This is a genomic window from Pararhizobium arenae, assembly GCF_001931685.1.
Taxonomy (GTDB): Bacteria; Pseudomonadota; Alphaproteobacteria; order Rhizobiales; family Rhizobiaceae; genus Pararhizobium; species Pararhizobium arenae.
On record NZ_MOOY01000005.1, the window covers coordinates 103,896 to 130,389 of the forward strand.

At 60.6% G+C, this 26,494-nt stretch carries 23 protein-coding genes; 6 read left to right on the plus strand and 17 right to left on the minus strand.

Features of this window, described 5'->3' with window-relative positions; translation table 11 throughout:
• Positions 1–32: 32 nt before the first annotated feature.
• The 3 genes from BLX89_RS12270 to BLX89_RS12280 all read right to left on the minus strand — a co-directional run bounded on the left by BLX89_RS12270 (position 33) and on the right by BLX89_RS12280 (position 3,487).
• Positions 33–692: a methionine ABC transporter permease gene (locus BLX89_RS12270; protein ID WP_075291207.1), complete on the minus strand. Its 660-nt coding sequence runs from the start codon at positions 690–692 to the stop codon at positions 33–35.
• Entirely contained in the window at positions 682–1,752 is a 1,071-nt protein-coding gene (locus BLX89_RS12275) for a methionine ABC transporter ATP-binding protein (RefSeq protein ID WP_143523602.1), read from the minus strand. Before BLX89_RS12275 ends, BLX89_RS12270 begins: the two co-directional genes overlap by 11 nt.
• Before the next feature lie 361 nt (positions 1,753–2,113).
• Positions 2,114–3,487 (minus strand): GH1 family beta-glucosidase, encoded by a 1,374-nt coding sequence (locus BLX89_RS12280; protein WP_143523603.1) that lies wholly within the window; start codon positions 3,485–3,487, stop codon positions 2,114–2,116.
• 341 nt (positions 3,488–3,828) lie between these two features.
• Here BLX89_RS12280 and BLX89_RS12285 point away from each other — a divergent pair, with 341 nt between their 5' ends.
• Complete coding sequence (locus tag BLX89_RS12285; RefSeq protein ID WP_158025956.1) at positions 3,829–4,638, plus strand: HD-GYP domain-containing protein; 810 nt, start codon at positions 3,829–3,831, stop codon at positions 4,636–4,638.
• A gap of 41 nt (positions 4,639–4,679) precedes the next feature.
• Here BLX89_RS12285 and BLX89_RS12290 read toward each other — a convergent pair whose 3' ends face one another.
• The 5 genes from BLX89_RS12290 to BLX89_RS12310 form a co-directional block, all read right to left on the minus strand.
• Entirely contained in the window at positions 4,680–5,864 is a 1,185-nt protein-coding gene (locus tag BLX89_RS12290) for a Gfo/Idh/MocA family protein (protein WP_075291208.1), read from the minus strand.
• Between the two features lie 153 nt (positions 5,865–6,017).
• On the minus strand, positions 6,018–7,070 hold the full coding sequence (locus BLX89_RS12295; protein WP_075291209.1) for a sugar phosphate isomerase/epimerase family protein: 1,053 nt from the start codon (positions 7,068–7,070) through the stop codon (positions 6,018–6,020).
• Positions 7,071–7,311: 241 nt separating this feature from the next.
• The gene (locus BLX89_RS12300; RefSeq protein WP_075291210.1) at positions 7,312–8,265 is read right to left on the minus strand and encodes a substrate-binding domain-containing protein; all 954 of its coding nucleotides are present in this window, start codon (positions 8,263–8,265) and stop codon (positions 7,312–7,314) included.
• Between the two features lie 148 nt (positions 8,266–8,413).
• Entirely contained in the window at positions 8,414–9,418 is a 1,005-nt protein-coding gene (locus BLX89_RS12305; RefSeq protein WP_075291211.1) for an ABC transporter permease, read from the minus strand.
• Between the two features lie 167 nt (positions 9,419–9,585).
• Complete coding sequence (locus BLX89_RS12310; protein ID WP_075291212.1) at positions 9,586–11,112, minus strand: sugar ABC transporter ATP-binding protein; 1,527 nt, start codon at positions 11,110–11,112, stop codon at positions 9,586–9,588.
• A gap of 166 nt (positions 11,113–11,278) precedes the next feature.
• Here BLX89_RS12310 and BLX89_RS12315 point away from each other — a divergent pair, with 166 nt between their 5' ends.
• Positions 11,279–12,310, plus strand: coding sequence for a LacI family DNA-binding transcriptional regulator (locus tag BLX89_RS12315; protein WP_075291213.1), 1,032 nt, complete (start codon positions 11,279–11,281; stop codon positions 12,308–12,310).
• 33 nt (positions 12,311–12,343) lie between these two features.
• Here BLX89_RS12315 and BLX89_RS12320 read toward each other — a convergent pair whose 3' ends face one another.
• The 6 genes from BLX89_RS12320 to BLX89_RS12345 form a co-directional block, all read right to left on the minus strand.
• Positions 12,344–13,858, minus strand: a complete 1,515-nt coding sequence (locus BLX89_RS12320; RefSeq protein ID WP_075291526.1) for a methyl-accepting chemotaxis protein — start codon at positions 13,856–13,858, stop codon at positions 12,344–12,346.
• Between the two features lie 317 nt (positions 13,859–14,175).
• Entirely contained in the window at positions 14,176–15,483 is a 1,308-nt protein-coding gene (xylA, locus tag BLX89_RS12325; RefSeq protein WP_075291214.1) for a xylose isomerase, read from the minus strand.
• 32 nt (positions 15,484–15,515) lie between these two features.
• On the minus strand, positions 15,516–16,967 hold the full coding sequence (xylB, locus tag BLX89_RS12330) for a xylulokinase (protein ID WP_075291215.1): 1,452 nt from the start codon (positions 16,965–16,967) through the stop codon (positions 15,516–15,518).
• Positions 16,968–16,976: 9 nt separating this feature from the next.
• Positions 16,977–18,035 carry a LacI family DNA-binding transcriptional regulator gene (locus BLX89_RS12335; protein ID WP_075291216.1) on the minus strand — a complete coding sequence of 353 codons (1,059 nt, stop codon included), beginning with the start codon at positions 18,033–18,035 and terminating at the stop codon, positions 16,977–16,979.
• Positions 18,036–18,279: 244 nt separating this feature from the next.
• Entirely contained in the window at positions 18,280–19,239 is a 960-nt protein-coding gene (trhO, locus tag BLX89_RS12340) for an oxygen-dependent tRNA uridine(34) hydroxylase TrhO (RefSeq protein ID WP_075291217.1), read from the minus strand.
• Between the two features lie 78 nt (positions 19,240–19,317).
• Positions 19,318–19,791 (minus strand): CYTH domain-containing protein, encoded by a 474-nt coding sequence (locus tag BLX89_RS12345; RefSeq protein WP_075291218.1) that lies wholly within the window; start codon positions 19,789–19,791, stop codon positions 19,318–19,320.
• A gap of 220 nt (positions 19,792–20,011) precedes the next feature.
• Between BLX89_RS12345 and BLX89_RS12350 the strand changes: the two genes are divergently transcribed.
• The 3 genes from BLX89_RS12350 to BLX89_RS12360 all read left to right on the plus strand — a co-directional run bounded on the left by BLX89_RS12350 (position 20,012) and on the right by BLX89_RS12360 (position 21,871).
• Positions 20,012–20,650 (plus strand): 2-dehydro-3-deoxy-phosphogluconate aldolase, encoded by a 639-nt coding sequence (locus BLX89_RS12350; protein ID WP_075291219.1) that lies wholly within the window; start codon positions 20,012–20,014, stop codon positions 20,648–20,650.
• Positions 20,651–20,767: 117 nt separating this feature from the next.
• Positions 20,768–21,511, plus strand: a complete 744-nt coding sequence (locus BLX89_RS12355) for a tellurite resistance TerB family protein (protein WP_075291220.1) — start codon at positions 20,768–20,770, stop codon at positions 21,509–21,511.
• Between the two features lie 144 nt (positions 21,512–21,655).
• A complete protein-coding gene (locus tag BLX89_RS12360) occupies positions 21,656–21,871 on the plus strand; it encodes a hypothetical protein (protein ID WP_075291221.1) in 216 nt (71 codons plus the stop codon).
• 17 nt (positions 21,872–21,888) lie between these two features.
• Here BLX89_RS12360 and BLX89_RS12365 read toward each other — a convergent pair whose 3' ends face one another.
• The 3 genes from BLX89_RS12365 to BLX89_RS12375 form a co-directional block, all read right to left on the minus strand.
• Complete coding sequence (locus tag BLX89_RS12365) at positions 21,889–22,863, minus strand: nickel/cobalt transporter (protein ID WP_425348613.1); 975 nt, start codon at positions 22,861–22,863, stop codon at positions 21,889–21,891.
• 41 nt (positions 22,864–22,904) lie between these two features.
• Positions 22,905–23,546: a DUF1007 family protein gene (locus BLX89_RS12370; RefSeq protein WP_075291223.1), complete on the minus strand. Its 642-nt coding sequence runs from the start codon at positions 23,544–23,546 to the stop codon at positions 22,905–22,907.
• A 106-nt stretch (positions 23,547–23,652) separates the two neighbouring features.
• On the minus strand, positions 23,653–24,546 hold the full coding sequence (locus BLX89_RS12375; RefSeq protein WP_075291224.1) for a LysR family transcriptional regulator: 894 nt from the start codon (positions 24,544–24,546) through the stop codon (positions 23,653–23,655).
• A 733-nt stretch (positions 24,547–25,279) separates the two neighbouring features.
• On the opposite strand from BLX89_RS12375, the gene odc2 reads away from it, so the two are divergent.
• Positions 25,280–26,413 carry an ornithine/lysine decarboxylase gene (gene odc2, locus BLX89_RS12380; protein WP_075291225.1) on the plus strand — a complete coding sequence of 378 codons (1,134 nt, stop codon included), beginning with the start codon at positions 25,280–25,282 and terminating at the stop codon, positions 26,411–26,413.
• The last annotated feature ends 81 nt before the right edge of the window (positions 26,414–26,494 follow it).

A 26,494-nucleotide genomic window follows, 5' to 3' on the forward strand; every position in this document is an offset into this window, starting at 1 on the left:
ATGTCTTCCCGGCCCGTGGGTAGAAACTGGGTTCAGCGGCTCTTCTTGTCGAAGCGGCGGGCGAGCGCATCGCCGGCGCTCTGGACAAGCTGCACCAGCACGATCAGCACGATGACAACGACGAGCATCACATCCGGCATGAAGCGCTGATAGCCGTAGCGGATGCCGAGATCGCCAAGACCACCACCGCCGACGGCGCCGACCATGGCCGAGTAGCCGATGAGGCTGACCAGCGTCATGGTGAGCGCAAGGGTGAGGGCAGGCCGAGCTTCCGCCAGCAGCACCTTGAAGACGATCTGCGGCGGCGTCGCGCCCATGGCGCGGGCGGCTTCGATCAGGCCCTTGTCGACTTCGCGGATCGCCGCCTCGACCAGACGGGCGAAGAAGGGGATGGTCGCGATGGTCAGCGGCACAATCGCCGCCTTGGTGCCGATCGAGGTGCCCGTCAGAAGGCGGGTAAATGGAATGATCGCGACGACGAGGATGATGAAGGGCGTCGAGCGCAAGGCATTGATGATCAGGCCGACGATTCGGTTAATATTCGGCGCGGGGAAGAGTTCGCCGCGGCCGCTGGTTGCGAGGAACACACCGATGGGCAAGCCGATGAGCGCACCGATGAGGCCGGCTATGGCGACCATGCGCAGCGTATCAAGCGTGGCCTTGCCGATGAGAAGCAGAAGATCAGGCGACATAGCCGAGCACCTCCGTGACAAGACCGTTTTCGGTAAAGAAGCGTTCGGCGCGGCCGGAGGTTTCCGGCGTCGCGGCATAGGCGACGACGAGTGAGCCATAGGGTTCACCACCGATCTCGTCGATCGTGCCGGCCATGATGTTGACCTCGGTGCCGACGGTGCTGATGAGCTGGGAGACGAGCGGACGTTCCGCTGTCGCGCCGAAGAAGGTGATGCGCACGATGGCACGATCCCCGGCTTCAGGCGCGGGCTTCAGGCTGCGGGCGAGCGTTTCCGGCAGCTTCGAGCCGGGTAGGCCGGAGAGCAGGGCACGGGTCGTCTCATGGGCCGGGCGGGTGAAGACGTCGAAGGTGCGACCGCTTTCGACGATGCGGCCGCGATCGATGACGGCGACATCCGAGGTCACGGCTTTGACGACTTCCATCTCGTGGGTGATGAGCAACACCGTCAGGCCGAGATCGGCATTGATGGTCTTCAGCAAGTCGAGGATCGACTGGGTGGTTTCCGGGTCGAGTGCGGAGGTCGCCTCGTCGGAGAGCAGCAGCTTGGGTTCGGTCGCGAGCGCGCGGGCGATGCCGATACGCTGCTTCTGGCCGCCGGAAAGCTCTGCGGGGTAGCGGCTGTGCTTGTCGGCGAGGCCAACGAGATCGAGCAGCGGGCGGACGCGCTTTTCAATATCCGCCTTGCCGACGCCGGCGATTTCAAGCGGCAGCGCGACGTTGTCGAACACGGTGCGGGTGGACAGCAGGTTGAAGTGCTGGAAGATCATGCCGATCGAGCGACGCAGGGTTCTGAGTCCCGCTTCATCCAGCGCGCCGACATCGACGCCATCGACCTGCACCTTGCCGCTGGAGGCCTGTTCCAGCCCGTTTACAAGGCGGATCAGCGTCGACTTTCCGGCGCCGGACCGGCCGATAATGCCGGTGATCGAGCCCTTAGCGACCGAATAATCGATGCCATCCAGCGCGGTGAAGGCTGCGCCCGAGCCACTGGCGGCGAAATGCTTGTAGACGCCGGTAAAGGTCACCATCGGCGCGGCATGGGGGACGGATTGCGTCATCAGACGTTCCTCCGGGGAGAAACATTCAGGGAAACGGGTGGGGACATGGAACTCTCGGGCAATGAAACAGGGCAGGCGGGCGCAGACACGCGGCAGGGCAGGGCATCAGCCCTTGCAGCACCCGCACATTCGCCAAAATTGCCAGTGGCCCAGCATCCGGTAGCCCCGTCATGAAAACGACGCCGCGCAGGAGGCGACGGCGTTTAGGATGGCCACTCTAATGCGCGCAATCTCGCCTGCAATCCAGCGAAATTTTTCCAACGAAGGGTAAAGTGAAGGAGAATTCTTCCGCCCAAGGTGGAAAATGCCGTTCGTTTCGCGAAACAGGGTGGCCGGGGACGCTATTCCCGGCCTTCCCGTATCAGCCGGCCTTGTGGTTGCCCTTGGGGAACTGTTCGGCCAGTTCCTTGTACCAGTGGCCGCTCTTCTTGATGGTGCGGAGCTGGGTTTCATAATCGACATGGACGATGCCGAAGCGCATCGTGTAGCCTTCCGCCCACTCGAAATTGTCCATCAGGCTCCAGGCGAAATAGCCCTTCATCGGATAACCTTCCTTGATCAGGTCGGCAGTGACGGCGAGATGGTCGGAGATGTAGTCGAGGCGTGGCTGGTCATCGACAACGCCATTTTCCACGCCCATGTTGTAGCAGGCGCCGTTTTCCGTGATGTAGCAATCCGGCAGGCTGTAGCGCTCGTTGAGGGTGCGGATCAGATCGCCGAGCGCCTCCGGGAAGACTTCCCAGCCGATATCGGTCTTGATATCGTTGACTGGCTTGGCGCTGACCGTCGCCGGGAATTCAGCACCCGGGGTCGGGTCGTCGGAGACGCGCATCGGCGTGTAGTAGTTGACGCCCCACCAGTCGAGCTTCTGCGAGATGATCGCCATGTCGTCGGCTTCCACCTTCGGCATGCGGCTGCCGAGCGCGGAGAGCAAGCGCTCCGGGTATTCCCCTTTGAAGATTGGGCCGAAGAAGGCGCCGTTGTGGAAATCGAAAGCGCGCTCGCCGGCTTCCTGATCAACTGCGCTGTCGCTGCCGGCATAGATGTGCATCGGGTTGATGACGATGCCGACGGGCAGGTTCGGATATTCTTCCCGCACGGCGCTGACGCCGAGGCCGTGGGCGAGGTTGGTGTAGTGCATGGCGTGCAGGGCGGCGTCCATGTTGCGCTCGCCCGGCGCGTGGATGCCGTAGAGGTGGCTGAGCCAGACCGAGCACCACGGTTCATTGAAGGTCGCGACGGCATCGAGGCGATCGCCGAGACGGTTGATGACCGTCTTGGTGTAGCGCTGGAAGGCATGGGCGGTCGAGCGCGCGGCCCAGCCGCCGTCACCCATCAGGGCGAGCGGCAGGTCCCAGTGATAGAGCGTGGCAAAGGCCTTGATGTTGCGCGCCTTCAGCCCATCGACGAGGCGGTCGTAGAAATCGAGGCCCTTCTCGTTGATTGGCCCTGTACCCTCTGGGATGATGCGCGGCCAGGCGATGGAGAAGCGATAAGCCTGAACGCCGAGGCTCTGGATCAGGTCGAGGTCGTCGTCCAGTCTGTTGTAGTGGTCGCACGCGATGTCGCCGTTGTCGCGGTTATGGACACGGCCGGGCATGTTGGAGAACGCATCCCAGATGGAGGGTTTGCGACCGTCCGCCTTGGTGGCGCCCTCGATCTGGAAGGAGGCGGTCGCGACACCGAACAGGAAATCGCCGGGAAAACGGTCTGCGAGGGTTTTGGGATCGATCACGATGGTTCCCCTTCGGTTTGGGCGCGGTCGGCCGCCGCGCAGGGTCGGAAGAATCTGCAACGTTGCAGTAAACCGGTTTGCGCAAATGTCAACCGCTTGCGTCGCTTCGTATCGGCTTGTGAGACGGCGTGGGTGACCCGCACGTCAATAAAGCTCAAATAAGGTGTTACTTAAGTAAAATTTAGGAAATTCTCATGTAAAATTCTTGCCTTCGTGTGGAGGCACAGTTGGTTCATCGGATTCCAAAACATCTTGTTCGAAAGGGCATGTATATCGAATCGGTGGAATGCCCGACCGTTGAATTTTCGGGCCGCCGCTTCCTCGTGCAATCCGATGAAACCTTGCGCGCGATCCTCGCCACTTCAGCGTCTCATGCCCTGGTCAATCGGCAGAAAAGTCTGATCGACGTGGATGGGTTGCTGGGTCTCGACGCGACCCCGAGGGTCGATCCTGCTTGTGAGGAGCAGAGGGAAACAAAAAGGGCGATCGAGGTTGTTGCACGGGCAACGGTCGCGTTGCGCGACAGTTTTGACGCCATGCGGGACGGAAATCTGCAACTCGGCAAGCTTGGTTCCGTTGCTGATGACCTGTCGGATCGGATAGACGCGTCCCCTGATATTTTCCTGAAGGTTACCCGTCTGAAGACCAAGGACGAGGGCACCTACGTCCATTCCCTGGCGGTCAGTGCGTTGATGATGCGGCTTGCTCGCGCGCTTGATTATGAGGAGAGCGCGGTTCATGAGCTGGGTGTGGCCGGCCTGTTGCACGACGTCGGCAAGCTCGGCATTCCCAACGAAATTCTCAACAAGACCGGTGTGCTCGATCTCGAGGAAAAAAGACTGATCCGCAGCCATCCGGACGTCGGCCATCGACTTCTGAAAGAACTGGGCAAGGTCTCGGAGCTGACGCTGGATATTTGTCTCTATCACCATGAAACGCTTGATGGCAGCGGCTATCCAGCGGGGCTGAAGGCAGCGCGGCTAACACCTGAAATCAGGCTGGCAACGGTGTGTGATGTGTTCGAGGCCCTGACCAGCGCCCGCGCCTACAAAATGCCGTGGGAAGCCAGGGATGCGCTGAAATGGATGTTCGATCGTGGCCATCTGTTCGATAAGAAGCTTGTCCTGCGCCTCGCCAGCGTCTTTTCCTAAACGGCCGACGCCCGGAGGCATCGGCCGGTTGTCAGCTTATCCTAGACCTTGATCCAGGCACCGTTGCGCTTCGATGACTGCACGCAGGCATCGACGAAGAGCATGCCCTTCAGGCCATCGTCGATGGTCGGATAGACCACTGCGGGGTCGAGCTTTTCACCCTTGCGCTTGGCGTGGATCGCGCGTGCGGCTTCGCTGTAGATATTGGCAAAGCCTTCGAGATAACCTTCCGGGTGGCCGGATGGGATACGCGAGACGCGAGCGGCGGCAGCGCTCGCACCGGCGCCGGCGCGGGTCAGCAGACGCTTTGGCTCGCCGAAGGGGGTGAACCAGAGATAGTTCGGATCGGCCTGCACCCATTCGAGACCGCCCTTGGTGCCGTAGACACGGACCTTGAGACCGTTTTCATTGCCGGGGGCGACCTGGCTGCACCAGAGCGTACCCTTGGCGCGCTGGCCGTCCTTGGCCTTGAAACGCATCATCACATGGGCGTTGTCATCGAGCGCGCGGCCTTCGACGAAGCTGTCGAGATCGGCCGACAGCTCTTCGAGTTCAAGGCCGGACACGAAGGCGCCGAGGTTGTAGGCATGCGTCCCGATATCGCCGGTGGAGCCGCCGGCGCCGGAGCGGGCCGGGTCCGTGCGCCACGAGGCCTGCTTCTGGCCGGATTGCTCGATGTTTTCGGTAAGCCAGTCCTGCGGATATTCCATCTGCACGAGGCGGATGGCGCCGAGATCGCCGTTGGCAACCATTTCTCGGGCCTGACGTACCATCGGGTAGCCGGTGTAATTGTGGGTCAGCACGAAAAGCGCATCGCTCTCATCGGCCAGCTTCTTCAACTTGCGGGCGTCCGAAAGCGTCGAGGTCAGCGGCTTGTCGCAGATGACATGAATGCCGCGCTTCAGGAATTCTTTCGCCGCTTCGTAGTGGACATGGTTCGGCGTCACGATCGCGACGGCTTCGATGCCATTTTTCAGTTTGGCTTCGCGGATCGCCATTTCCTTGAAGTCGGAATAGGTGCGTGACGGATCGAGCCCGAGTTCAAGGCCGGAGGCCTTTGCCTTTTCCGGGGTCGAGGAAAGCGCGCCGGCGACGAGTTCGAAATGATCGTCGAGCCGGGCCGCCATACGGTGTACGCCGCCGATAAAGGCGCCGGAACCGCCGCCGACCATGCCGAGCCGGATGCGCTTTTCGCGCGGTTCTGTGCTGCTGCCTTCGATAGCCATGTGGTGTCTCCTGAATTTTGTTGTGCGGTGAGGCCCCTCATCCGCCCTGTTGGGCACCTTCTCCCCGCAAACGGGGAGAAGGGACAAGCGGCAAACTCTGTCGTCCCCTCTCCCCATCAGAACGGGGAGAGGGCTAGGGTGAGGGGCAGCCCCTTAAAGCCCCAGCATACGCCGATTGGCAGCATCATCCGTGCCTGCGTCCGCAAAATCGTCAAAGGCTTTTTCCGTCACGCGGATGATGTGGTGCTTGACGAACTCGGCGCCTTCTCGCGCGCCGTCTTCCGGGTGCTTCAGGGCGCATTCCCATTCGACCACGGCCCAGCCGGCAAAATCATTGGCGGCCATTTTTGAGAAGATCGCGCCGAAATCGACCTGACCGTCGCCGAGCGACCGGAAGCGGCCGGCGCGATTGACCCAGCCCTGGAAACCGCCATAGACGCCCTGACGGCCTGTCGGGTTGAATTCCGCGTCCTTGACGTGGAACATCTTGATGCGGTCCTTGTAGATGTCGATGTTTTCCAGATAGTCGAGGCACTGCAGGACGTAGTGCGAGGGGTCGTAGAGCATGTTGGCGCGGGCGTGGTTGCCGGTGCGCTCCAGGAACATCTCGTAGGTGATGCCGTCGTGCAGGTCTTCGCCGGGATGGATTTCGTAGCAGACGTCGACGCCGCAATCTTCGGCGTGATCGAGGATCGGCTTCCAGCGGCGCGCAAGCTCGTCGAACGCGGTCTCGACCAGACCGGCCGGGCGCTGCGGCCACGGATAGACGAAGGGCCATGCGAGCGCACCGGAGAAGCTCGCCATCGCATTGAGGTCGAGGTTTTTCGAGGCGGTCAGCGCCAGCTTCACCTGTTCGACGGCCCATTCCTGACGGGCCTTCGGATTGCCGCGTACTTCTGGTGCGGCAAAGCCGTCAAAGGCTTCGTCATAGGCGGGGTGGACTGCCACAAGCTGGCCCTGCAAGTGGGTGGAAAGCTCGGTGATCTCGACGCCGTTCTCGTGGGCCTTGCCGGCAAACTCCTCGCAATAGGTCTTGGATTCCGCTGCCTTCTTCAGGTCGATGAAACGGCCGTCCCAGCTTGGAACCTGAACGCCTTTATAGCCGATATCGGCAGCCCATTTGGTAATCGAATCCCAAGAGTTGAACGGGGCGGCATCGCCGGCAAACTGGGCAAGAAAGAGCGCTGGGCCCTTGATGGTTTTCATCTGTCGTTTCCTCCGTCGATGGTCGCCGCGTGCGCCGGGCGGACCAGAATTCTTCTTGGATCGCATCTGCCGTACGTACATCTAACAGCTAACGCTAAACCTGAAACGTTGCAGAGCGGCTGGAAGCTATCACGTTTGGGCAGGGTAACAATCCGGTCAAAACCGGAAATCTTGAAATTTGTCTTTAAACGAAATCTGCCCGCAACGTATCGTCGCGGGCAGTGCAAGCTTCAATTCCGGATCAGAACGGCGAATCCGGGAAGTAGAAGTCCTTGGCGTTGTCCTTGGTCACGAGCGTTGCATCGATCGTGTAGACCCCGCGAACCGGAACCTGGCCGTAGAAGTTGGCGGCGGTCATTTCGAGCGCGGTGCCAACCATTGCCGGCGGATAGAGAACGTCAACCGGGATCATCTTGTCGCCGTCCATGACCTTCTTGATCATTTCCTTGGAACCCGCGCCGGCAACCACATACTGGATATCCGTGCGGCCGGCCTGTTCGATGGCTTGGAGAACGCCGACGGCCATGTCGTCGTCCTGGCACCATACCACGTCGATCTTCGGGTATTTGGTCAGGTAGTCCTGCATGACCTTGAAGGCGTCGTCGCGGTTCCAGTTGCCGTACTGGCGATCGAGAACCTTGACGCTGGAACCCTCGATACCCTTGTCAAAGCCGTTCTGGCGTTCCTGGTCGATCGGGATCGGCATGCCCCTGATGACAACGACTTCCGCTTCCGGGGTCGTGGACTTGATGTACTCGCCGGCCGTCTGGCCAAGCGCGAAGTTGTTGCCGGCCACGTAGAGATCGCGAACGGAACTGTCGTTCACGCTTGGCGCACGGTCGACGAGGGCAACGAAGGTACCGCTGTCCTTGATTTCCTTGACGGCGTTGACAAGCGGATCCGGGTCTGTCGGCAGAATGACGAGCGCGTCGATCCCCTGCGTTGCAAGATCCTGCACGGCGTTTGCCTGGCTTGCCGGATCCGGGGAGGTCTTGACGACAACGTTGAGGCCCGGATGGCTCTCCATCAGCTGCTTGGCAACACGCTCTGCATGGTAGATCACGCCGGCCGTCCAGCCGTGGCTGGCTGCCGGAATGGAAACGCCGATCGTGACTTTCTTTTCTTCCTGCGCGTGGGCTACGCCGGCAAACGCCATGATGGCGACGGCGGCAACGCCCAATAGTCCTTTACGCATGTTTCTCTCTCCCTAGTGTTTCGGGTCTGCAATCAGCGCCGGGCGACCCATGAACCCGGCTCGAACACTTCCTCCTCCTTGGATAGAAGTGCTTGTTTCGGTGCTGCGAAAACGCCGCCGCGTCTCTCATCGCGCGGCGTTTCCAAGCTCAGGATTTGCGAACCAGCGAGCGCTGGACGAGCATGGCGATGATGATGATCGCACCCTGGATGGCGCCGATCAGGTATTCGCTGATGAAGTTCGAAAGCAGCATGATGTTGCCGACGAGTTCGAGAATGAAGGCGCCGCAGATCGTGCCCCAGACGCGCCCGGCACCCCCCTTCAACGCCGTGCCGCCGACGACGACGGCGGTGATCGCCTGCAACTCCCACAGAATGCCGGTGGTGGCAGAGGTCGAGCCGAGGCGGGGGACATAGAGCAGCACGGCAATCGCAACGCACAGACCCTGGATCACGAAAGCGATCGTGCGCACGCGGTTGACGGGAATGCCCGAATAACGCGCGACATCGCTGTTGGAACCGACGGCGACAACGTGGCGGCCATAGCGCGTGCGATAGAGAATGAAGGCCGCGACGATGGTGACGGCAAGGATGACGGCAATCGGGATCGGAACGCCGAGGACCGTTCCGAAATAGGCCGGTCGGTAGAGTGCCTGCAATTCCGGTTCACGCAGCGTGATAGCGCCGCCCTGCGACAGCCAGGTCGTAAGGCCGCGATAGATACCCATGGTGCCGAGCGTTGCGATGAAGGGCTCGATCTTACCGACGGTGGTGATGAGACCGTTCAAGAGGCCGCAGCCGGCGCCGATAATGACGGTCAGCACCATGGCCGCCGTCAGCATCAGCGCGGGATCGGCGATGACGCCGGAATTCATAAAGAGGATCATCAGGCTGGCGACGAAGGCCACCATGGAGCCGACCGAAAGATCGAGATCGCCTGAGGAAATGACAAAGGTTGCGCCGACGGCGATGATCGCGATGAAGGCGCTGCGCGTCGCGACATTCGCGAGGTTGGTAATCCCGATAAAGTTCGGATTGACCAGGGCGCCGACAATCAACAGCAGGATCAGCGCCGCAAACGGCGCCACGGCCCGCAGGTCGATATCGCGCCAGCTGCGGCGGCGGATCGCCCGCACTTCTTCATTCGCACTCATGTCCAAACAGACCTCCCGTCCCGTTTCCTCAAAGGAAACTTGTTTTTATCGCCCCAGCGCCGGCCTCCCAAAGCGTGTCGCGATCCTTCGGATTCGCTAGTACGCTTCAGGTCTTTGCTTACGCATGTCTTTTCGCAAAACCGCTGTACACTTTTGCGAGACATGCCCTAGGCGGCTGCCTTCTTCTTCAGTCCTGCGGCGTAGCGCATGATTTCCTGTTCGTTGATCTCGTCGCCTTCCAGCATGCCGACGATGCGCCCTTCGCGCATGACAGCGACACGGGTGCAAAGGCCGATGACCTCCGGCATTTCCGAGGAAACAACGATGATCGAGCGGCCATCGCGGGCGAGCGCCGAGATGAAATGATAGATCTGCTGCTTGGTACCGACATCGATGCCGCGCGTGGGCTCGTCGATGATGATGATCTCGGGCTCGGTCTCCATGACCTTGGCGAGCAGAAGCTTCTGCTGATTGCCGCCGGACATGCGGCCGGCGACGACATTGCCGTCGCGCACGCGGATGTCGAAGCGTCGGCGGGCCTTTTCGAGCGCTGCCGCCTCGCTTGCCGGGCTGAGATAACCGAGCTTGCCGTGGCGATCGAGCGATTGCAGCGTCAGGTTTGCCGTCATGCGCGAGTTCAGCAGCAGGCCCTTCGATTTGCGGTCCTTGGTCATATAGGCAAGGCCGCTGCGATTGGCGGCATGGGGGTCATGGGCCGGGATCTGCTGGCCGCGGATCACCACGTCGCCGCTGGTGCGACCGCGCAAGCCCGCGATGGATTCCATCAACTCCGTGCGTCCGGAACCGATGAGCCCGGAGAATCCCAGAATTTCGCCCTTGCGCACCTCGAAGCTCGCATCCTGGACATAGCCCGTCGTCAGCGCGCTGACACTGAGCGTTACCTCTTCATCGACATCGGGCTCGCGCTTGGCCGGGAACAGCTTCGAAAGCTCGCGCCCGACCATCAGCTGGGCGATGGATTCGCCATCGAGAATGGCTGTTTGCGAGGTCTTGATCCACTGGCCGTCGCGCAGCACGGTCACGCGGTCGGTCAGTTCCATGACCTCGTCGAGCTTGTGGGAGACGAAGACAAAGCTCGTGCCGTTGTCGCGCAGCTTGCGCACCTGCTTGAAAAGATAGTTTGTTTCTTCTCGCGAGAGCACGGCGGTCGGCTCGTCCATGAAGATGATGCGGGCATCGCGGCTGATGGCCTTGGCAATCTCCACCATCTGCTTGTCGGCGATGGCAAGGCTGCTGATAACAGCGTTTTCATCAACATGCGAACCGAGCATATCGAGCACGCGGCGGGTTTCCGCACGCATATATTTGCGATCCAGCACACCGTAACGGGTCACTTCGCGACCGAGGAACAGGCTCTCGGTCACCGTCAGATGCTCTGCGAGATTGAATTCCTGGTGAATGATGACGATGCCGAGCGCTTCGGCCGCACCGTTCGGCGGCAGCTTGACCGGCTGGCCGTCCAGCAAGATTTCGCCGGAGGTCGGCTGCTCGAAACCGGAAAGGATCTTGACGAGAGTGGACTTGCCGGCGCCGTTTTCACCCATAAGCGCGTGAACTTCGCCAGCACGCAGCTCGAAATCGACGCTGAAAAGAACCTGCACGCCATTGAAAGACTTGCTTATTCTTTTCGCAGACAGCACCGAGATGCCGCCTTCGCCCACTTGCGAATTCATGATGTCCTCCCTGCGGCTCCCATCCGCTTGAGACGTTGTGTAAACCTTTACATCGGTCATGTAAAGGTTTACATCGGGATGTAACGGGGAATATTTCCCGTCGGCCTTTGACCTCCGGGGAACTCTGTGTAGTGTCCCGCCTAGACCAAATTCAAGGCAGAGCGCAGTGTCGAATTCCAGCCCGGCAACCATAGAAGATGTCGCCCGGATCGCCGAGGTTTCGATCGCGACTGTCTCGCGTGCGATTCACACGCCGGAGAAGGTTGCCAATTCCACGCGCCTCAAGGTCAGCCAGGCCATTGCCATCACCGGCTACACGACCAACGCCATGGCGCGCAGCCTGCGGCTTGGCCGTTCCAATATGATCCTGGTCGTGGCGCCGGATATCGGTGACCCCAATTTCTCCAATATTCTCGTCGGTCTGGAAAACGAGGCGCGCTCTCATGGTTACGGGGTGCTGATCGGTCATACGCAGAATGATGCCCAGCGCGGACTCGAATATCTGAAATTCCTGAATTCAAACCAGGCAGCCGGCCTCATCCTCTTCACGGGCATTTTGCCCTTCGGCCATCAGACGATGACCGCACACCTGCCGCCCAGCGTCGGCGTGTTCGAGCCTGTGTTCAATGGCGGCATCCCCTATGTCGGTGTCGATGACACCGAGGGCGCACGTAAGGTGGTGGACCTGCTGCTGGCGGAGGGCCATCGCAAGATCGCCTTCATCGGCGATTCCCGCACGAGGCTGGCCTACAACCGACGTCGTCAAGGCTATGAGGCGGGCCTCGATGCAGCGCATGTGCCGCCCGACCAGCGGACCGTCTTCGAAGGCGACGGCACGATCGAGAGCGGGCGGCTTGCCGTCGAGCAGCTCTTCATGCGCGACACGCTGCCGACGGCCTTCATGTGCGTCAACGACCAGACGGCGATCGGGGTGATGATCGGGCTCGGCGCGCGCGGTTACGATATTCCCAACGACTTTTCGGTAACCGGTTTCGACGATGTGCCGCAGGCGTCCTTCATGTCGCCGTCGCTCACGACGATCCGCCAGCCGCGTACCCTGATCGGCAAACATGCCATGGCTTTGCTGCTGGAGTTGTTGACCGACGGACAGCCGCCGGAAACGGAGATCCTGCTGCGGCCGGATCTCGTGGTGCGCAATTCGGTGGCCGCACCGTCGCGGCAGTGGATCAGGCGCTGATCTTTCGAGCAGCGCCTGATCAATTTCAAAACATCAGCCGTAACGACGGGCCGCCGGGCGATGGGCAACGGGTTCCGAAGCCTGTCCGTTTGATACGGTGAACTGGGCTGCCAGTTCCGTCAGTGTCGTGCTCACGCGCATCAGGTTGTGGGTCGCGGCATTCGTCTGCTCGACCATGGCGGCGTTCTGCTGGGTCATGTGATCCATGCTGCCGATTGCCGTGTTGATCTCGCCGATACCGATCGCCTGTTCGCGGGCCGAACTGGTGATCGCGTCGATATGGCCGTTGATGTGGGCAACCTGCTCGCCGATGTTGGTAAGTGCTTCGCCCGTCTGGTTGACGAGGGTCACGCCGCGTAAGACGTCGGCGAAGGACTTGTCGATCAGGGCTTTGATCTCCTTGGCGGCATCCGCCGATTTCTGCGCGAGTTGACGCACCTCCTGGGCAACGACTGCGAAACCCTTGCCGGCTTCCCCGGCGCGGGCCGCCTCGACGCCTGCGTTCAGCGCCAGAAGATTGGTCTGGAACGAGATCTCGTCGATCACACCGATGATCTGGGTGATGCGGCGCGAGGAATCCTCGATGGCGCTCATGGCCGAAACGGCCTGTTCGACCACTTCTCCCGACTTGCGGGCTTCTGCCGTCGCATGGCCGACAACGCGGCGGGCTTCTTCCGTGCGGCTGGCGGATTCCTTGGAGATCGTGGTGATCTCTTCGAGTGCTGCCGCCGTTTCTTCCAGCGACGCGGCCTGCTGCTCGGTGCGGCGGGCCATGTTGTCGGTGCCGGTGACAAGTTCGCTCGCGTTGCCGGAGGTTTCGTCGGCGGCCTGGACGATCGAGCCGAGCGCCTTATCGAGCGTCGAAAGAGCGCAGTTGAAATTCGCCTTCATGGTCTCGAATTGGGGAGCGAGTTCATCCGTGATCTTTGCCGTCAGATCGCCCTTGGCGAGACGCGCCAGCGAGGATTCGATCGCGTGCATCGCATGATCCTGCTGCTCGGCGAGGGCGCGGCGTTCGGCTTCCGATTTCTCGCGCGCCTCCTGCAGGGCTTCGAGATAGACCGAAATGCCGTAATCCATGTCGATGAAGGCAGCCTTCATGACAGCGGTGATATCGAGCGCGACATCCTTGGCCTTCTTCTTGTAGAGAAAACCATCCAGATGTTTTTCCACCACGGCGCGGACAATCGATTCGACGATCATCGAATAACCGCCGATATACCAGCGCGGCTCGAGGCCGAGGCGCGCATGGACCTTGCCGACGGCCGTCACGGCTTCCACATAGCCGGCATCGAAATCGGCGTTCGCGATCGTTTCCCAATGTTTTGCCTGACGCGATTTCGCGCTTTTCACATGGGCATCGCTGGCGAAGAATTTGGAGGTGGCCGGATGGGCCGTCGCCTTCCTGTAGAAGGTGTCGAGGGCGTTATCCAGCGAGGCGGCGATGACGGGTTTTGCCTGGCGAAGCGCATCACGCTCGGCTTTGCCGAGACCTACGAATTCAAGCCGGTCGCTGAGATCGCGGCTAACGGAACCATTTGCAGTCATACTGCCATCCTTTGACATCAAGAGAAACATGCGGGCTGCAGCTTCGACGTCATGTCGGCAGGGGAGAACGCGCCTTTTGCAGGGAGTGTTAGATTTCCATGGTTAAGAATGACTGAAGAGGCGATTGCCGCGTCAGGACTCATTGAAGATTTAAGTCCATGTTTTGTAAGTTTATTTTAGTTATAGTGGATGAATTTTTGGGGGTGGCTTCGGCAAAATGCCGCACCCTACGATTGTCTCATATTTGAGACGGGTGGTGGGACGCAACGGAAAGGGGGCGCCGGAGCGCCCCCAAAACGACCATCTACGATCCAGAATCAGACGTAACGGTTGACAATATTTTCGAGCAGTTCCTGCTGGCCGGAGCGCGGCTTCGGGTTGAGGTCGTTCTGTTCGACATAGGCGGCAAGCTCGTCCAGTGACGAGCTGGTGAGGCGCTTCTGGCTTTCCGCGGTTTTCCAGCCGGCATAGCGGGCGTCGAGCGGGCCGGAAAGCGCCTTGTCCTCGATCATCTTCGCCGCAGCCTTCAGGCCGCGGGCGCAGCAATCCATGCCGCCGATGTGGCCGATCAGCAGGTCGGCCGGATCGATCGACTGGCGGCGCAGCTTAGAGTCAAAGTTGGTGCCGCCGGTGGTGAACCCACCGCCTGCCAGAACCTGATAGAAGGCGAGCGCCATTTCCGGAACATTGTTCGGGAACTGGTCGGTGTCCCAGCCCGACTGGTAGTCGTTGCGGTTCATGTCGATCGAGCCGAAGATGCCGAGTGCGTTGGCAAGCGCCAGTTCGTGCTCGAAGGAATGGCCGGCGAGGATGGCGTGGCCCTGCTCGATGTTGACCTTCACTTCGTTCTCGAGACCGTAGTTCTTGAGGAAGCCGTAAACGGTCGCAACGTCGTAGTCGTACTGGTGCTTGGTCGGCTCCTGCGGCTTCGGCTCGATCAGGATCGCGCCCTTGAAGCCGATCTTGTGCTTGTATTCGACCACCATGTTGACGAAGCGGCCGAGCTGGTCGAGCTCCTGCTTCAGGTTGGTGTTGAGAAGGGTTTCATAGCCTTCGCGGCCACCCCAGAGCACGTAGTTTTCGCCGCCCAGACGCTGGGTGGCGTCGATGCAGGTTTTTACGGTTGCGGCCGCAAAGGCGAAGACGTCCGGATCCGGATTGGTGGCCGCACCCGACATATAGCGGCGATGTGAGAAGAGGTTCGCCGTGCCCCACAGCAACTTAACGCCGGTTTGGGACTGCTTTTCGGCGAAGTAATCGACGATCTCGTTCAGGTTCTTGGTGTTTTCGGCAAAATTCTTGCCTTCCGGGCGCACGTCGGCGTCGTGGAAGCAGTAGTAGGGGGTGCCGAGCAGCTGGAAGAATTCGAAGGCGACGTCGGCCTTCAGCTTGGCGGCCTGCATGCTGTCTTCAAACCACGGACGCTCGAAGGTCTGGCCGCCGAAGGGGTCGCCGCCCGGCCAGACGAAGGTGTGCCAGTAAGCCACGGCGAAGCGCAGATGATCTTCCATGCGCTTGCCGAGGACGACTTCGTCGGGGTTGTAGTGGCGGAAGGCCAGCGGGTTGGTGCTATCGGGGCCTTCATATTTGATCTTGGCGATATCGCCAAAGAAACCGGTGCTCATGGGTGTCTCCTGTGTTGGTCTTTGAATGGGGATCAGTAGGCGTCGCGAATGGCGGGGTAGAGCCGCCGGTAGCGCTGGTAGGCGGTCTCGTAGGCATCGCGGAGCGCGGCATCCGGCTCCACGGTTTCCGCCGTTGCCGGCGGAGTAAAGACGGAGATCGGATCGCGGCCGGTGGCGGCAACGAGGCCGAGACGCGCGGCGCCGAAAGCGGCCCCAAAATCACCATCGGCGGGAACATCGACCGGCAGGTTCAGCGCCGTTGCGATCGACCGCAGCCAGTAGCGCGAGCGCGAGCCGCCGCCGATCGCGGTGACGCGGGACAGCGTCGTGCCGGCGGATTTGAGGGCCTCGAGGCTGTCGCGGATGGCGAAGGAAACGCCTTCGAGCACCGCCTGGGTCAGCACCACCCGGCTGCTTTCATGGCCAAGGCCTGCAAAGACGCCGCGGATCGCGGCATCATTGTGCGGGGTGCGTTCGCCGGAGAGATAGGGCAGGAAGGCAACGCTGGTCGGGGCTTTCAGGGTATCGCCGAGTTCGCCGGTGAGGTCGGCGGCACTTTTGCCGGTCACGCCCGCATGCCAGTTGAGGGCGTCGGTGGCGGAGAGAATGACGCCCATCTGGTGCCATGTGCCCGGAAGCGCGTGGCAAAAGGCGTGAACGGCGCTGGCCGGGTTCGGGAGGTAGCTGGCATTGGCGGCGAAGAGCACGCCGGAGGTGCCGAGCGAGACGAAGGCCTGCCCCTCGGCAACCGTGCCCATGCCGCAGGCGGAAGCCGCATTGTCACCGGCACCGCCGGCAACCACGACACCGGCGCCCATACCCCATTTCGCCGCGATGTCGGCTTTCAGCGTGCCGCCGACGTCGGTGCCTTCGACGAGCGACGGCATCTGGTTGACGGTCATGCCGGTTGCGGCCAGCAGGCTTTCCGACCAAGCGCGCTTGCCTGTATCGAGCCAGGAGGTGCCGGCGCTGTCGGACATTTCGGAGATATGCTCACCCGTCAGCCACAGCCTCAGGAAATCCTTCGGCAGCAGCACCTTGGCGACTTTCGCGAAAATGTCGGGCTCGTTTTCCGCGACCCAGACGAGTTTCGGCGCGGTGAAGCCGGGGAACACGATGTTGCCAGTCAGCGCCCGGAACTGTGGATCGGCATCGAGCCGTGCGGCTTGGGCATGACTGCGAGTGTCGTTCCAGAGAATGCAGGGACGCAGCACCTGATCGTTGGCGTCGATCAGCGTCGCGCCATGCATATGGCCGGAAAGGCCGATGCCGCGCACGGCTGCCAACTCTTCTGGATGCGAGGTTTTCAGCCCGGTGACAGCCTCTTCCGTGGCGCGCACCCAGGCGGCCGGGTCCTGTTCCGACCAGCCGGGAAGCGGGCGGGAGACGTCCATGGCGCCGGAGGCCGAACCGATAACGCGCTGGGCGTCATCGATCAGTAGCGCCTTTACCCCGGATGTGCCGAGATCGAGACCGAGATACATGCTGTTCTCCTAGATATCGTCGCCTTCGGACGCCGGTGCGGCGTCATCGAAGGGCAGGTTGTCTTTCAGGAAGATGTCGATGCGGATGCGTTCCTGCGCGCTCAGCACAGCCTGACCGTCCGCTTTCGCTTTGAGCACGCGGATGGCGGAGCGCACTTCATGGCCGGCATCCTGATTGAGAACGGCATCAATGAGGCCGTCCTTCAGGGCTTTCCGGGTATGGGGCGTCAGCTCATGGGCGATCACTGAGGCGCCGGACTGGTGCGCTTTCAACGCTGCGATCAAACCGCGATTGCCGGCGCCGAGCGAATAGATGCCGGCGATATCGGGATGGCTCTTCAAGGCTTGGCCTACAAGACGCTCAGCCTCGACAGGGTCGTCATGGCCTTCCAGCACGGGCAGGATCATGCGGCCGGGAAACTCCGTTTCGATCAACGATCGAAAACCTTCGAGACGTTCGCGATGGTCGCGGACCAGCATGGAGCCGGCAAGAATGGCGATAGGGCCAGGGCGTCCGCGGAGAAAACGACCCATGAGGCCGGCGGCGGTGCGCCCAGCCGCAGCGTTGTCGATACCGGCAAAATGATCGCGCGCGGAGCCGGCAAGATCGGACACCAGCGTCACGACCGGAATGTTGTCCGTGCGCAAGCGGTTGACGGCTGCGGCGACCTCGGGGGAATCGACAGCGACGACAGCGACCCCGGCGGGATGGGAGAGGCGCGCCTGATCGAGCGCGTTCGCCAGGGCAGGGCCGTCGAACGCCGGCACGGTGACGATGGAAATCTGGGTGCGTTCGAAAACGGAACGATCGATCGCCGCGCGGATTTCCGTCTCCAGCCCGCGCATGAAGGAATTGTCGCCGGAAGGCAGGATGAAGATGAAGGGATAGACGCGGCTCTTGGCAAGATTGGCGGCAGCGACATCGCGCACGAAGCCGATTTGCTCGATCGCCTGTTCCACCTTCTCGCGGGTCGCGGCGCGCACGCCCGGACGCAGGTTCAAGACCCGGTCGACGGTCGCAAGGCTCACCCCCGCGGCAGCGGCAATATCATGAACGGTTGGTCGCATTTTTCCTCCGCGGCAAGGTGTAGAGGAATTTCTGATGTACGTAAATCAGAAATTGGATGCGAAAAGGAATCGTTGCGAAAATTATTGTTTTAAAAAGAGAATTTCTAGTTTTTGAGTGAAGGTTGGCCGGTAAGGGCGGCATATTCCTTCTCCCCGTATGCGGGGAGAAGGTGGCCGAAAGGCCGGATGAGGGGCCATGATGAGTATTCTTAAAGGATGAAAGTTTTGCCCCTCACCCCAGCCCTCAGCTACCCAGATGCTTCTCGCCGCGCTTCCTGGCGAGTTCGATCTGCTGCTGGCGCTGGCGGTAGCGCTGGCGATCCTCGTCGGTGCGCACCTCGTAGCAATGGATGCAGGCAACGCCATCCTCGTGATGCGGAGACTTCAGGTCTTCCAGCGTCAGCGGCTGGCGGCAGGCGTGACAGAGGGTGTGCTCGCCTTCTTTCAGCCCATGCGTCACGGAGACGCGGTCGTCGAAGACGAAGCACGCGCCCTCCCATAGGCTTTCCTCTTCCGGCACGGTCTCGAGATATTTGAGAATGCCGCCCTTCAGGTGATAGACCTCGTCGAAACCCTGCTCCTTCATGAAAGCCGTCGCCTTCTCGCAGCGGATGCCGCCGGTGCAGTACATGGCGATCTTCGGCTTGTTGTGCAGGCCGGTGTTGTTCTTCACCCAGTCCGGAAACTCGCGGAACGTCTTCGTGTTCGGGTCGACGGCACCCTTGAAGATGCCGATCGCGGTTTCATAGTCGTTGCGGGTGTCGATGACGATGGTCTCCGGATCGGAGATCAAGGCGTTCCAGTCCTTCGGCTCGACATAGGTTCCGACCACCTTGTTGGGGTCGATGTTCTCGACACCCATGGTCACGATCTCTTTCTTCAGCCGCACCTTCATCCGCAGAAACGGCATGGTGGAAGCGCGGCTTTCCTTGTGCTCGAGACGCGCAAATTCCGGCTGCGAACGCAGATAGGCGAGAACGGCAGCAATGCCGGCATCGGTCCCGGCAATCGTGCCGTTGATGCCCTCATGGGCGATGAGCAGCGTTCCCTTCACGCCGTTTTCGTCGCAGATCGCCTGCAGCGGTGCGCGAAATTCGGCGAAACGCGGGAAGGAAACGAAATGATAGAGCGCAGCCACGAGAAACGGGCTGTCGTGTTCGGGAGCGGCGGCTTCCGGGCGGGCGGTGTTGATCGTGTCGGTCATGGCCGCTCAAATACAGCGTTCCACCGTTTCGCGCAATCGGCGGGCCTGCGGCACGGTGGCCGGAGAAATTTAGCCGGCTCAGGCCGACATCTGCGGCAAGCCTTCGAGCGCCAGATAGTGATTGGAATAGCGATAGTTGCCGGTCACTTCGCGACCGATCCAGTCCGGGATCAGCGGCCTGTCGTTTTCGCTGTTCATTTCCACCTCTGCAACGATCAGGCCCGAAAGGTCGCCGTGATAGACATCGATTTCCCAGATAAAGCCAGCAGTCGGAATGCGATATCGGGTCTTCTCGATCACGATGCCGATCGCCTGGCGCATCATGTCTTCCGCATCATCGAGCGGAATGTCGTACTCGAATTCTTCCCTGATCAGCTTGGTCTTGGAAATCTTGGTCGTCAGTTGTGCTCGTTTGCCTCCGGAGATGCGGACGCGAACAGAACGATCGTCCATGGCAACGATATACGCCTGCTTCATTGATGTTCCGCCATCAGCCTGCCGGCGCCAGCGGTCGTTGGAGACGAGAAACTTTCGCTCTATTTCCTTGGCCATCAATTCTGCCTTGCATGGTTGATCTTGTGGTCGAGGTCGGCGGAGATTAACGAATTATATATACTCTGCAAACCCTGCTTTTCTGGCCGTCAGGTAAATTACGTGTTCATCGTGGCATCATATTCGCAAGGCAGGAATGATCAGCGCACCCTCGACAGAAGGCGCGCACAAGAGTATTCCGGCATCACTTCAATCGTTTTAAAAACCAAAGAGGCCCTGCATGAGCACGAAGACCGATAAACTCCTTTCCGTTCTCAAGTTGCAGCCGGTCGTTCCGGTTCTGATCATCGATGACGTTGCAACCGCGGTGCCGCTCGCCCGCGCGCTGGTGGCCGGCGGCCTGAAGGCAATCGAGATCACGCTGCGCACGCCGGCAGCGCTGGACGCCATCCGCGCCGTTGCCGATCAGGTGGAAGGTGCCGTCGCCGGTGCCGGCACGATCCTGAATGCCGCGCAGTATGAGCAGGCGGTCAAGGCCGGGTCGCAGTTCATCGTCAGCCCCGGCACGACGCAGGAACTGATCGATGCCGCCAATGACAGCGAGATCCCGCTGCTGCCGGGTGCCGCGACCGCCAGCGAAGTTATGGGCCTGCGCGAAGAAGGCTATGACGTGATGAAGTTCTTCCCGGCCGAGCAGGCGGGTGGCGCTGCCTATCTCAAGTCGCTGTCGTCGCCGCTCGCCGGCACGCTGTTCTGCCCGACCGGCGGCATCTCGCTGTCGAACGCCAGGGATTACCTGTCGCTACCGAACGTCGTTTGCGTCGGCGGCTCGTGGGTCGCGCCGAAGGATCTCGTTGCCAAAGGCGATTGGGCCGGCATCACCAAGCTCGCTGCCGAAGCCTTCGCCCTCAAGGGCTGATTTATCGCTTCATTTTCTCTCTCAAGGCCGCCTTTTTGGCGGCCTTGCTGTTTGTATTCCCGTCGTCACGTTCCTATGTCTCAATTCGATTTCAATCAGCCAGGGAGTGAGACCCATATGTTCGACGCGAAGAAACTTCTGGATCAGTTTTTGGGCTCCCAGGTGCCGGGTGCCGGTGGCAGCGTGAAGGATCGCGCGGGCCAAGCCATCCAGATGGCCAAGGACAATCCCTGGAAGACCGGCGCGCTCGCCGCCGTCCTGCTCGGAACGGGCACCGGCCGCGAAGTTGCCGGAACGGCCGTGAAGCTCGGAGGTCTCGCTGCCATTGCCGGGCTTGGCTATCAGGCCTACAAGAATTATCAGGCCGGCAAGGAGCCCGTCGCCCAGCCGGACCCGGCGCAACCGCAACCCGAACTTCTGCCCCCTCCGGCCGATTCTGGCTTCAGCACCGAGCCTGCCGTCGTGCGCAACGATTTCGTGCTGTTTCTCGTGCGTGCGATGATCGCCGCGGCTCGTGCGGATGGTCATATCGATGATGGCGAGCGTTCGCGCATCATGGACAAGGTGAAGCTCGCCGGGCTCGATGCGGAGGCCGAACAGTTTCTCAACGATGAGCTGACCAAGCCGACCGACCTCGACGCCATCGTTGCCGCCGCACGGACGGAAGAAGAAAAGGTCGAGCTTTACACGGCGTCTCGCCTTGCGATCGAGCCGGACAGCCGGGCGGAGCGTGGCTATCTCGATCTGCTTGCCGGGCGTCTTGGTCTTGCCGATGCGCTTGTCGATCACATCGAGGCGACGGTGTCGGCGGCAAAGGTGCCGGCTCAGCCACAGCCGACGGGCTCCAACCCCTGGGCATAAGCTCCAAAGCGGTCGAAAATTGCGGCCTCCGCTCGTCAAAACCGGGCGGAGGTTTTTTGTGACTGGTTTTCGCCTTGGAATTTCGTTAGCGATGGCCGGCATTCCTGCCTGCGCGCAGGCACGGCGTATGGAAGGGGAAAGAACATGACGCAAGGCAACAATAAGGAGCGCTCGCCAGCTATCGCTGCTGCCGTGATCCTGCTTGTCGTCGGCTTCGGTTTCTTCCTGTTGCCGAAGGCCATGATCTGGCTCGGCGAATTTTCGCCGTGGCTTGCGGCGGGTTTTGGCGCGATCTGCGTTCTCGCTTTCTTCCTGATCTTCTGGCTGCGCGCCCGCTACCAGCGCAATCGCGGGCTCTGATCACCGGATCGACCGTTCTATGCCTGCAGGGCCGCGCCCAGCAGGACCAATCCCAAAACCAGCACAAGAAGGGCGCCGAAGATTTCGATGCCGTTGCCGATCCGCGTGGCCGTCGCCGCATTGCTGGCATAGCGCACGGCAAAACCCTTGGCGGTGACCGCAAGCGTCGCAAGGATGGAAACGGTGATGGCGGTGCCGATCGACATGGCGAAGACCGAAAGCACGCCGCCGAGATAAAGCCCGTTCAAGAGCGCGAAACTGAGCACGATCAGTGCGCCCGAGCAGGGGCGAAGGCCCACCGCCACGATCGCCGACCAGGCTTCGCGCCAGTCGAAATCATCGCCTTTGAGCATTGCGGGATCAGGCGCATGGGCGTGGCCGCAGGTGGAGCAGACTTCTCCGGCGGCGTGATGGTGGTCGTGGTGGTGATGCCCATGATGATCGTGATGATGGTGACCATCACCGGCCATGGCCGGAACAAGCGCAGACACTGGCGCGATCATGCCGCGCAGTTTGCGATAGAGCAGCCACCCACCGAACGCGGCGATCAGCGCGTAGCTGGTGATTTCGAGAAACTGGGTCGCCTGCGTCATCGAGATCGAGGAGCCGCGCAGCACCAGATAGGCGGCACCGACGAGCAGGATGGCGACGATCCCCTGAAGGATCGACGACAGAAAGGACAGCACGACGCCGCGCTTCAGCTCCGTCTCGTTGGCGATCATGTAGGAGGAAATGACAGCCTTGCCGTGGCCGGGCCCTGCAGCGTGGAAAACGCCATAGGCGAAAGACAGGCCGATCAGTGACCAGAGTTGCCAGGGATTGTCGCGCATGCCTTTGAGCGATGCGGTGAGCGTGTGATAGAAACCCTGCTGCTCGTTGTTGATCCAGGCGAAAAAGCCGCCAAAGAAGCCCGACGTGTTGAAACCCGGTTCAGCGGTGCCGATGCCGAGCGGCGATTGGGCGTGGGCCAGGCTTACGCAGGCGACGGCCATGCCGAAACCTGCCAAAACGACTGCGAGCGACTTCTTCGCATTCAGCATGTAAATTCGATCCTGGTGGCAAACATTTTCGACATGTCCGTGCCCGTCGGATCGTTGAAGAACGCATCCGTCAGGCTTGCCTTGTTTTCGGCCAGCACCTCATCGGGATCGGGGCGGATGACCTTGTGTTGGCAGGCGTTGATCTGATCACCGATCGGCGCAAGGTCTCCGTCCGTCGGAAAGTCGATCGCCGTATACATGGTCGGATCGTAGACGCCGAAGGAGAGCTTGCCCTTGAGGGGCATCGGTTGCGCCGGCTTGACCGCAAACATCAGCAGCAGCTGGCCGTCCTTGTAATCGGCAACAATGCTTTCCGGCTTGTTGACCCCGATGGTTTTGCCGTTGTCGGAGATCGTCGTGTAATAATTGTATTCCTGCAGCGAATCCAAAACCGTCTGGCCGATTTCCTGCAACTCGTCCGGATCGAGCTCAGCGTTGGAATTCTTGTCGAAATCCATCACAACGCTTGCGGAAAACAGGTCGTCGAAACGCCAGACATTGCGCAGCTCGGAAATTTCGTTCTTCTCGTCCGAAACGATCTCCAGCCGTGCCTCGGCAAAGATATGCGGATGGGCGAGGGCGGCCGATGGCGCCAGCATGGCTGCGAGGGTAAGGGCGACGGTGATACGGTTCATGGGGCTTCCCCTGCCTGGCCGATGGGAGTGGCATCCGGCCGTTCATGCTGCAATGCGTTTCAATTTGGACGGAATTGGGACTGCGAGGGTATAACGGCTTGCCTGCTCAACTGTTCTTCCTGAACCAGTTGGTGAGAAAATCGACCAGCGTGCGGACCTTGGTCGGCAGGTAACGTCGATGCGGGTAGATCGCATAGATGCCGCGGTCCGTCGGCAGGTAATCCTCGAACAGCGAGACCAGCTTGCCTTCGGCAATCTTCGGGCGCGCGATGAATTCCGGCACGGAGGCGATGCCCATGCCCGATTCGGCAGCGCGGACGGCGGCGAGCGGGCTGTTGACTTCGATCGGCCCGCTGACCGGTACGCTGAAGCTGGTGCCGTCCTGATCGACAAAGCGCCAGTTGCTGTAGGAGCGGCCGTTGGTGTCGATCACGCAGGCGATCTTGGAAAGCTCGGATGGATGCACGATCGGTCCGGTGATGGCCAGAAAGCGTGGTGAGGCACAGATCTTCAGGTGAAAGTCGGAAAGCTTGCGGGCAATCAGCGCCGAATCCTCAAGCTTTGTAATGCGGATTGCAACGTCGAAGCCTTCTTCCACCAGATCGACAAAACGGTCATCGGAGATGATCTCAAGCGATAGTTCGGGATGCGCCTTGCCGAAATCGATCAAGGACTGGCCAATCTCCGCATCCACGAAGGTTCGTGGCGCAGTAATCCGAAGCTTGCCCTTGAGGTCGGAATTGCCGGCGCGCACGAGATCGGCAAGGTTGTCGATCTCCTTCAGGATTTCGGACGCCGTACGGTAATAGGTATGGCCAGCTTCGGTCAGCGAGAATTGCCGTGTGGTGCGGTTGAGCAGCAGCGCGCCCAGTTCGTCTTCCAGTTCGCGCACATATTTGGAAAGCAACGCCTTGGAGCGTCCGACCTTGCGGGCGGCAGCGGAGAAACCTTCGGCATCGACCACATCGATGAAGGCGCGAATGCGGGTCAAGGTATCCATTCAGCTCTCCTGTTTCCTACGCTTCCAGGACAAGGATTGCGACGATTCGATTCGCCATCAAGCCAGATATGGGCGAGGTCGTCGCCGTTGTATTGAAATAAACGCATTTTTAAAGATCGATTTCCGACCTGGTTTTTTCGTTCTTTGCGTCCAAGAAAATTATGTGAAAACAGTAGGTTGGTTTTCTCGGGAAGGTCAAGAAAATTGTTCGAAAAATGTGAACGAAAACTGGTCTCTCGTTTCATTCCAAAAAATATACCCCCTCACGCAAAATCCTCTTGATTACGACAATGATTTTTCTTATCTCCCCCTTGCCCAAAGTCGCACGTGCCTGTGGGTGTCCGCCGACCCTCGAACTGGGATACGTCCCTAAGGTGAGGTCATCGGTAAGGTACCTGGAACTAACCGCTCCAGTCGCTATTCCGGCCAACCGGGAAATGCGAGGACATCTTGAAGCAACGACGGTGCGGGCCTTTTTGTTCTCTGCCGGCTTTCCATCAGCCGGGGTTACTTAGAGGCACACCTTCATTGCCGGAAGTGCGGTCGGGTTCTCCCCTCCAATCAATGGCAGACAAAGCGGATCAAAGCTCTAGGCGGAGCGTTGGTCCATCATCCGCGCTGTACGAGCGCATGTCATGGTTCCGGGGTCTCCACCGGCTGGTACCTGTACGTGCACCCGTATGCCCTTTGTCCTCCGGGTTTCCGGAGCCTTTTGAATATGGGGAATACGACCATGATGACTGCACGCATCTCCGACTTTCTGAACACCCGACGTCCCGACGGCCCTTGCCTCGTGGTCGATCTCGATGTCGTCAGAGACAATTTCAAGGCGTTCCGTCATGCCATGCCGGACAGCGCGATCTTCTATGCCGTCAAGGCAAACCCGGCGCCGGAAATCCTGCGCCTTCTCGCCAGCATGGGTTCCAATTTTGATTGCGCGTCCGTCGCTGAAATCGAAATGGCGCTCGATTCCGGCGCGACCGCCCAACGCATCTCTTATGGCAACACCATCAAGAAGGAGCGCGATATTGCCCGCGCTCATGCGCTGGGCGTGTCCCTTTTCGCGGTCGATAGCCACGAGGAAGTCGAAAAGATTTCCCGCGCGGCTCCGGGAGCGCGCGTGTTCTGCCGTGTTCTGACTGATGGCGAAGGTGCCGAATGGCCGCTGTCGCGCAAGTTCGGCTGCGTTCCGCAGATGGCTGTCGACGTTCTCGTCTACGCCCATCAGCTCGGCCTCGTCTCCTATGGCGTCTCGTTCCACGTCGGTTCGCAGATGACCAAGCTCGACGCCTGGGATGCAGCCCTGTCGGATGCCAAGCGCGTTTTCGTCTCGCTTGCCAAGCAGGGCATCGAACTGAAGATGGTCAACATGGGCGGTGGTTTCCCGACCAAGTACCTGCGTGACGTTCCGTCTGCTGAGGCTTATGGCCAGGCGATCTACGGTGCGCTGCGCAAGCACTTCGGCAACAACCTGCCGGAAACCATCATCGAGCCGGGCCGCGGCATGGTCGGCAATGCAGGCGTGATCAAGTCGGAAGTTGTGCTGATCTCGCGCAAGTCGGACAATGACAGCCATCGCTGGGTGTTCCTCGACATCGGCAAGTTCGGCGGTCTCGCCGAAACCATGGACGAAGCGATCCGTTACCCGATCCGCACCGCCCATGACGCTGACGAAATGGAAGCCTGCGTCTTGGCCGGCCCGACCTGCGATTCGGCCGACGTCATGTATGAGAAGAACATGTACCCGCTGCCGCTCTCGCTTTCGATCGGCGACGAAGTGCTGATTGAGGGCACAGGCGCCTACACGACGACCTACTCGGCCGTCGCCTTCAACGGTTTCGAACCGCTGAAGTCCTACGTGATCTGATCCTTTGCGGCTCCCGCGCCCTTGAGGCGGGCGCCGCACCTTCACAATTTTCTTTCGATGCCGTCTGAAACGGTTTTGAGC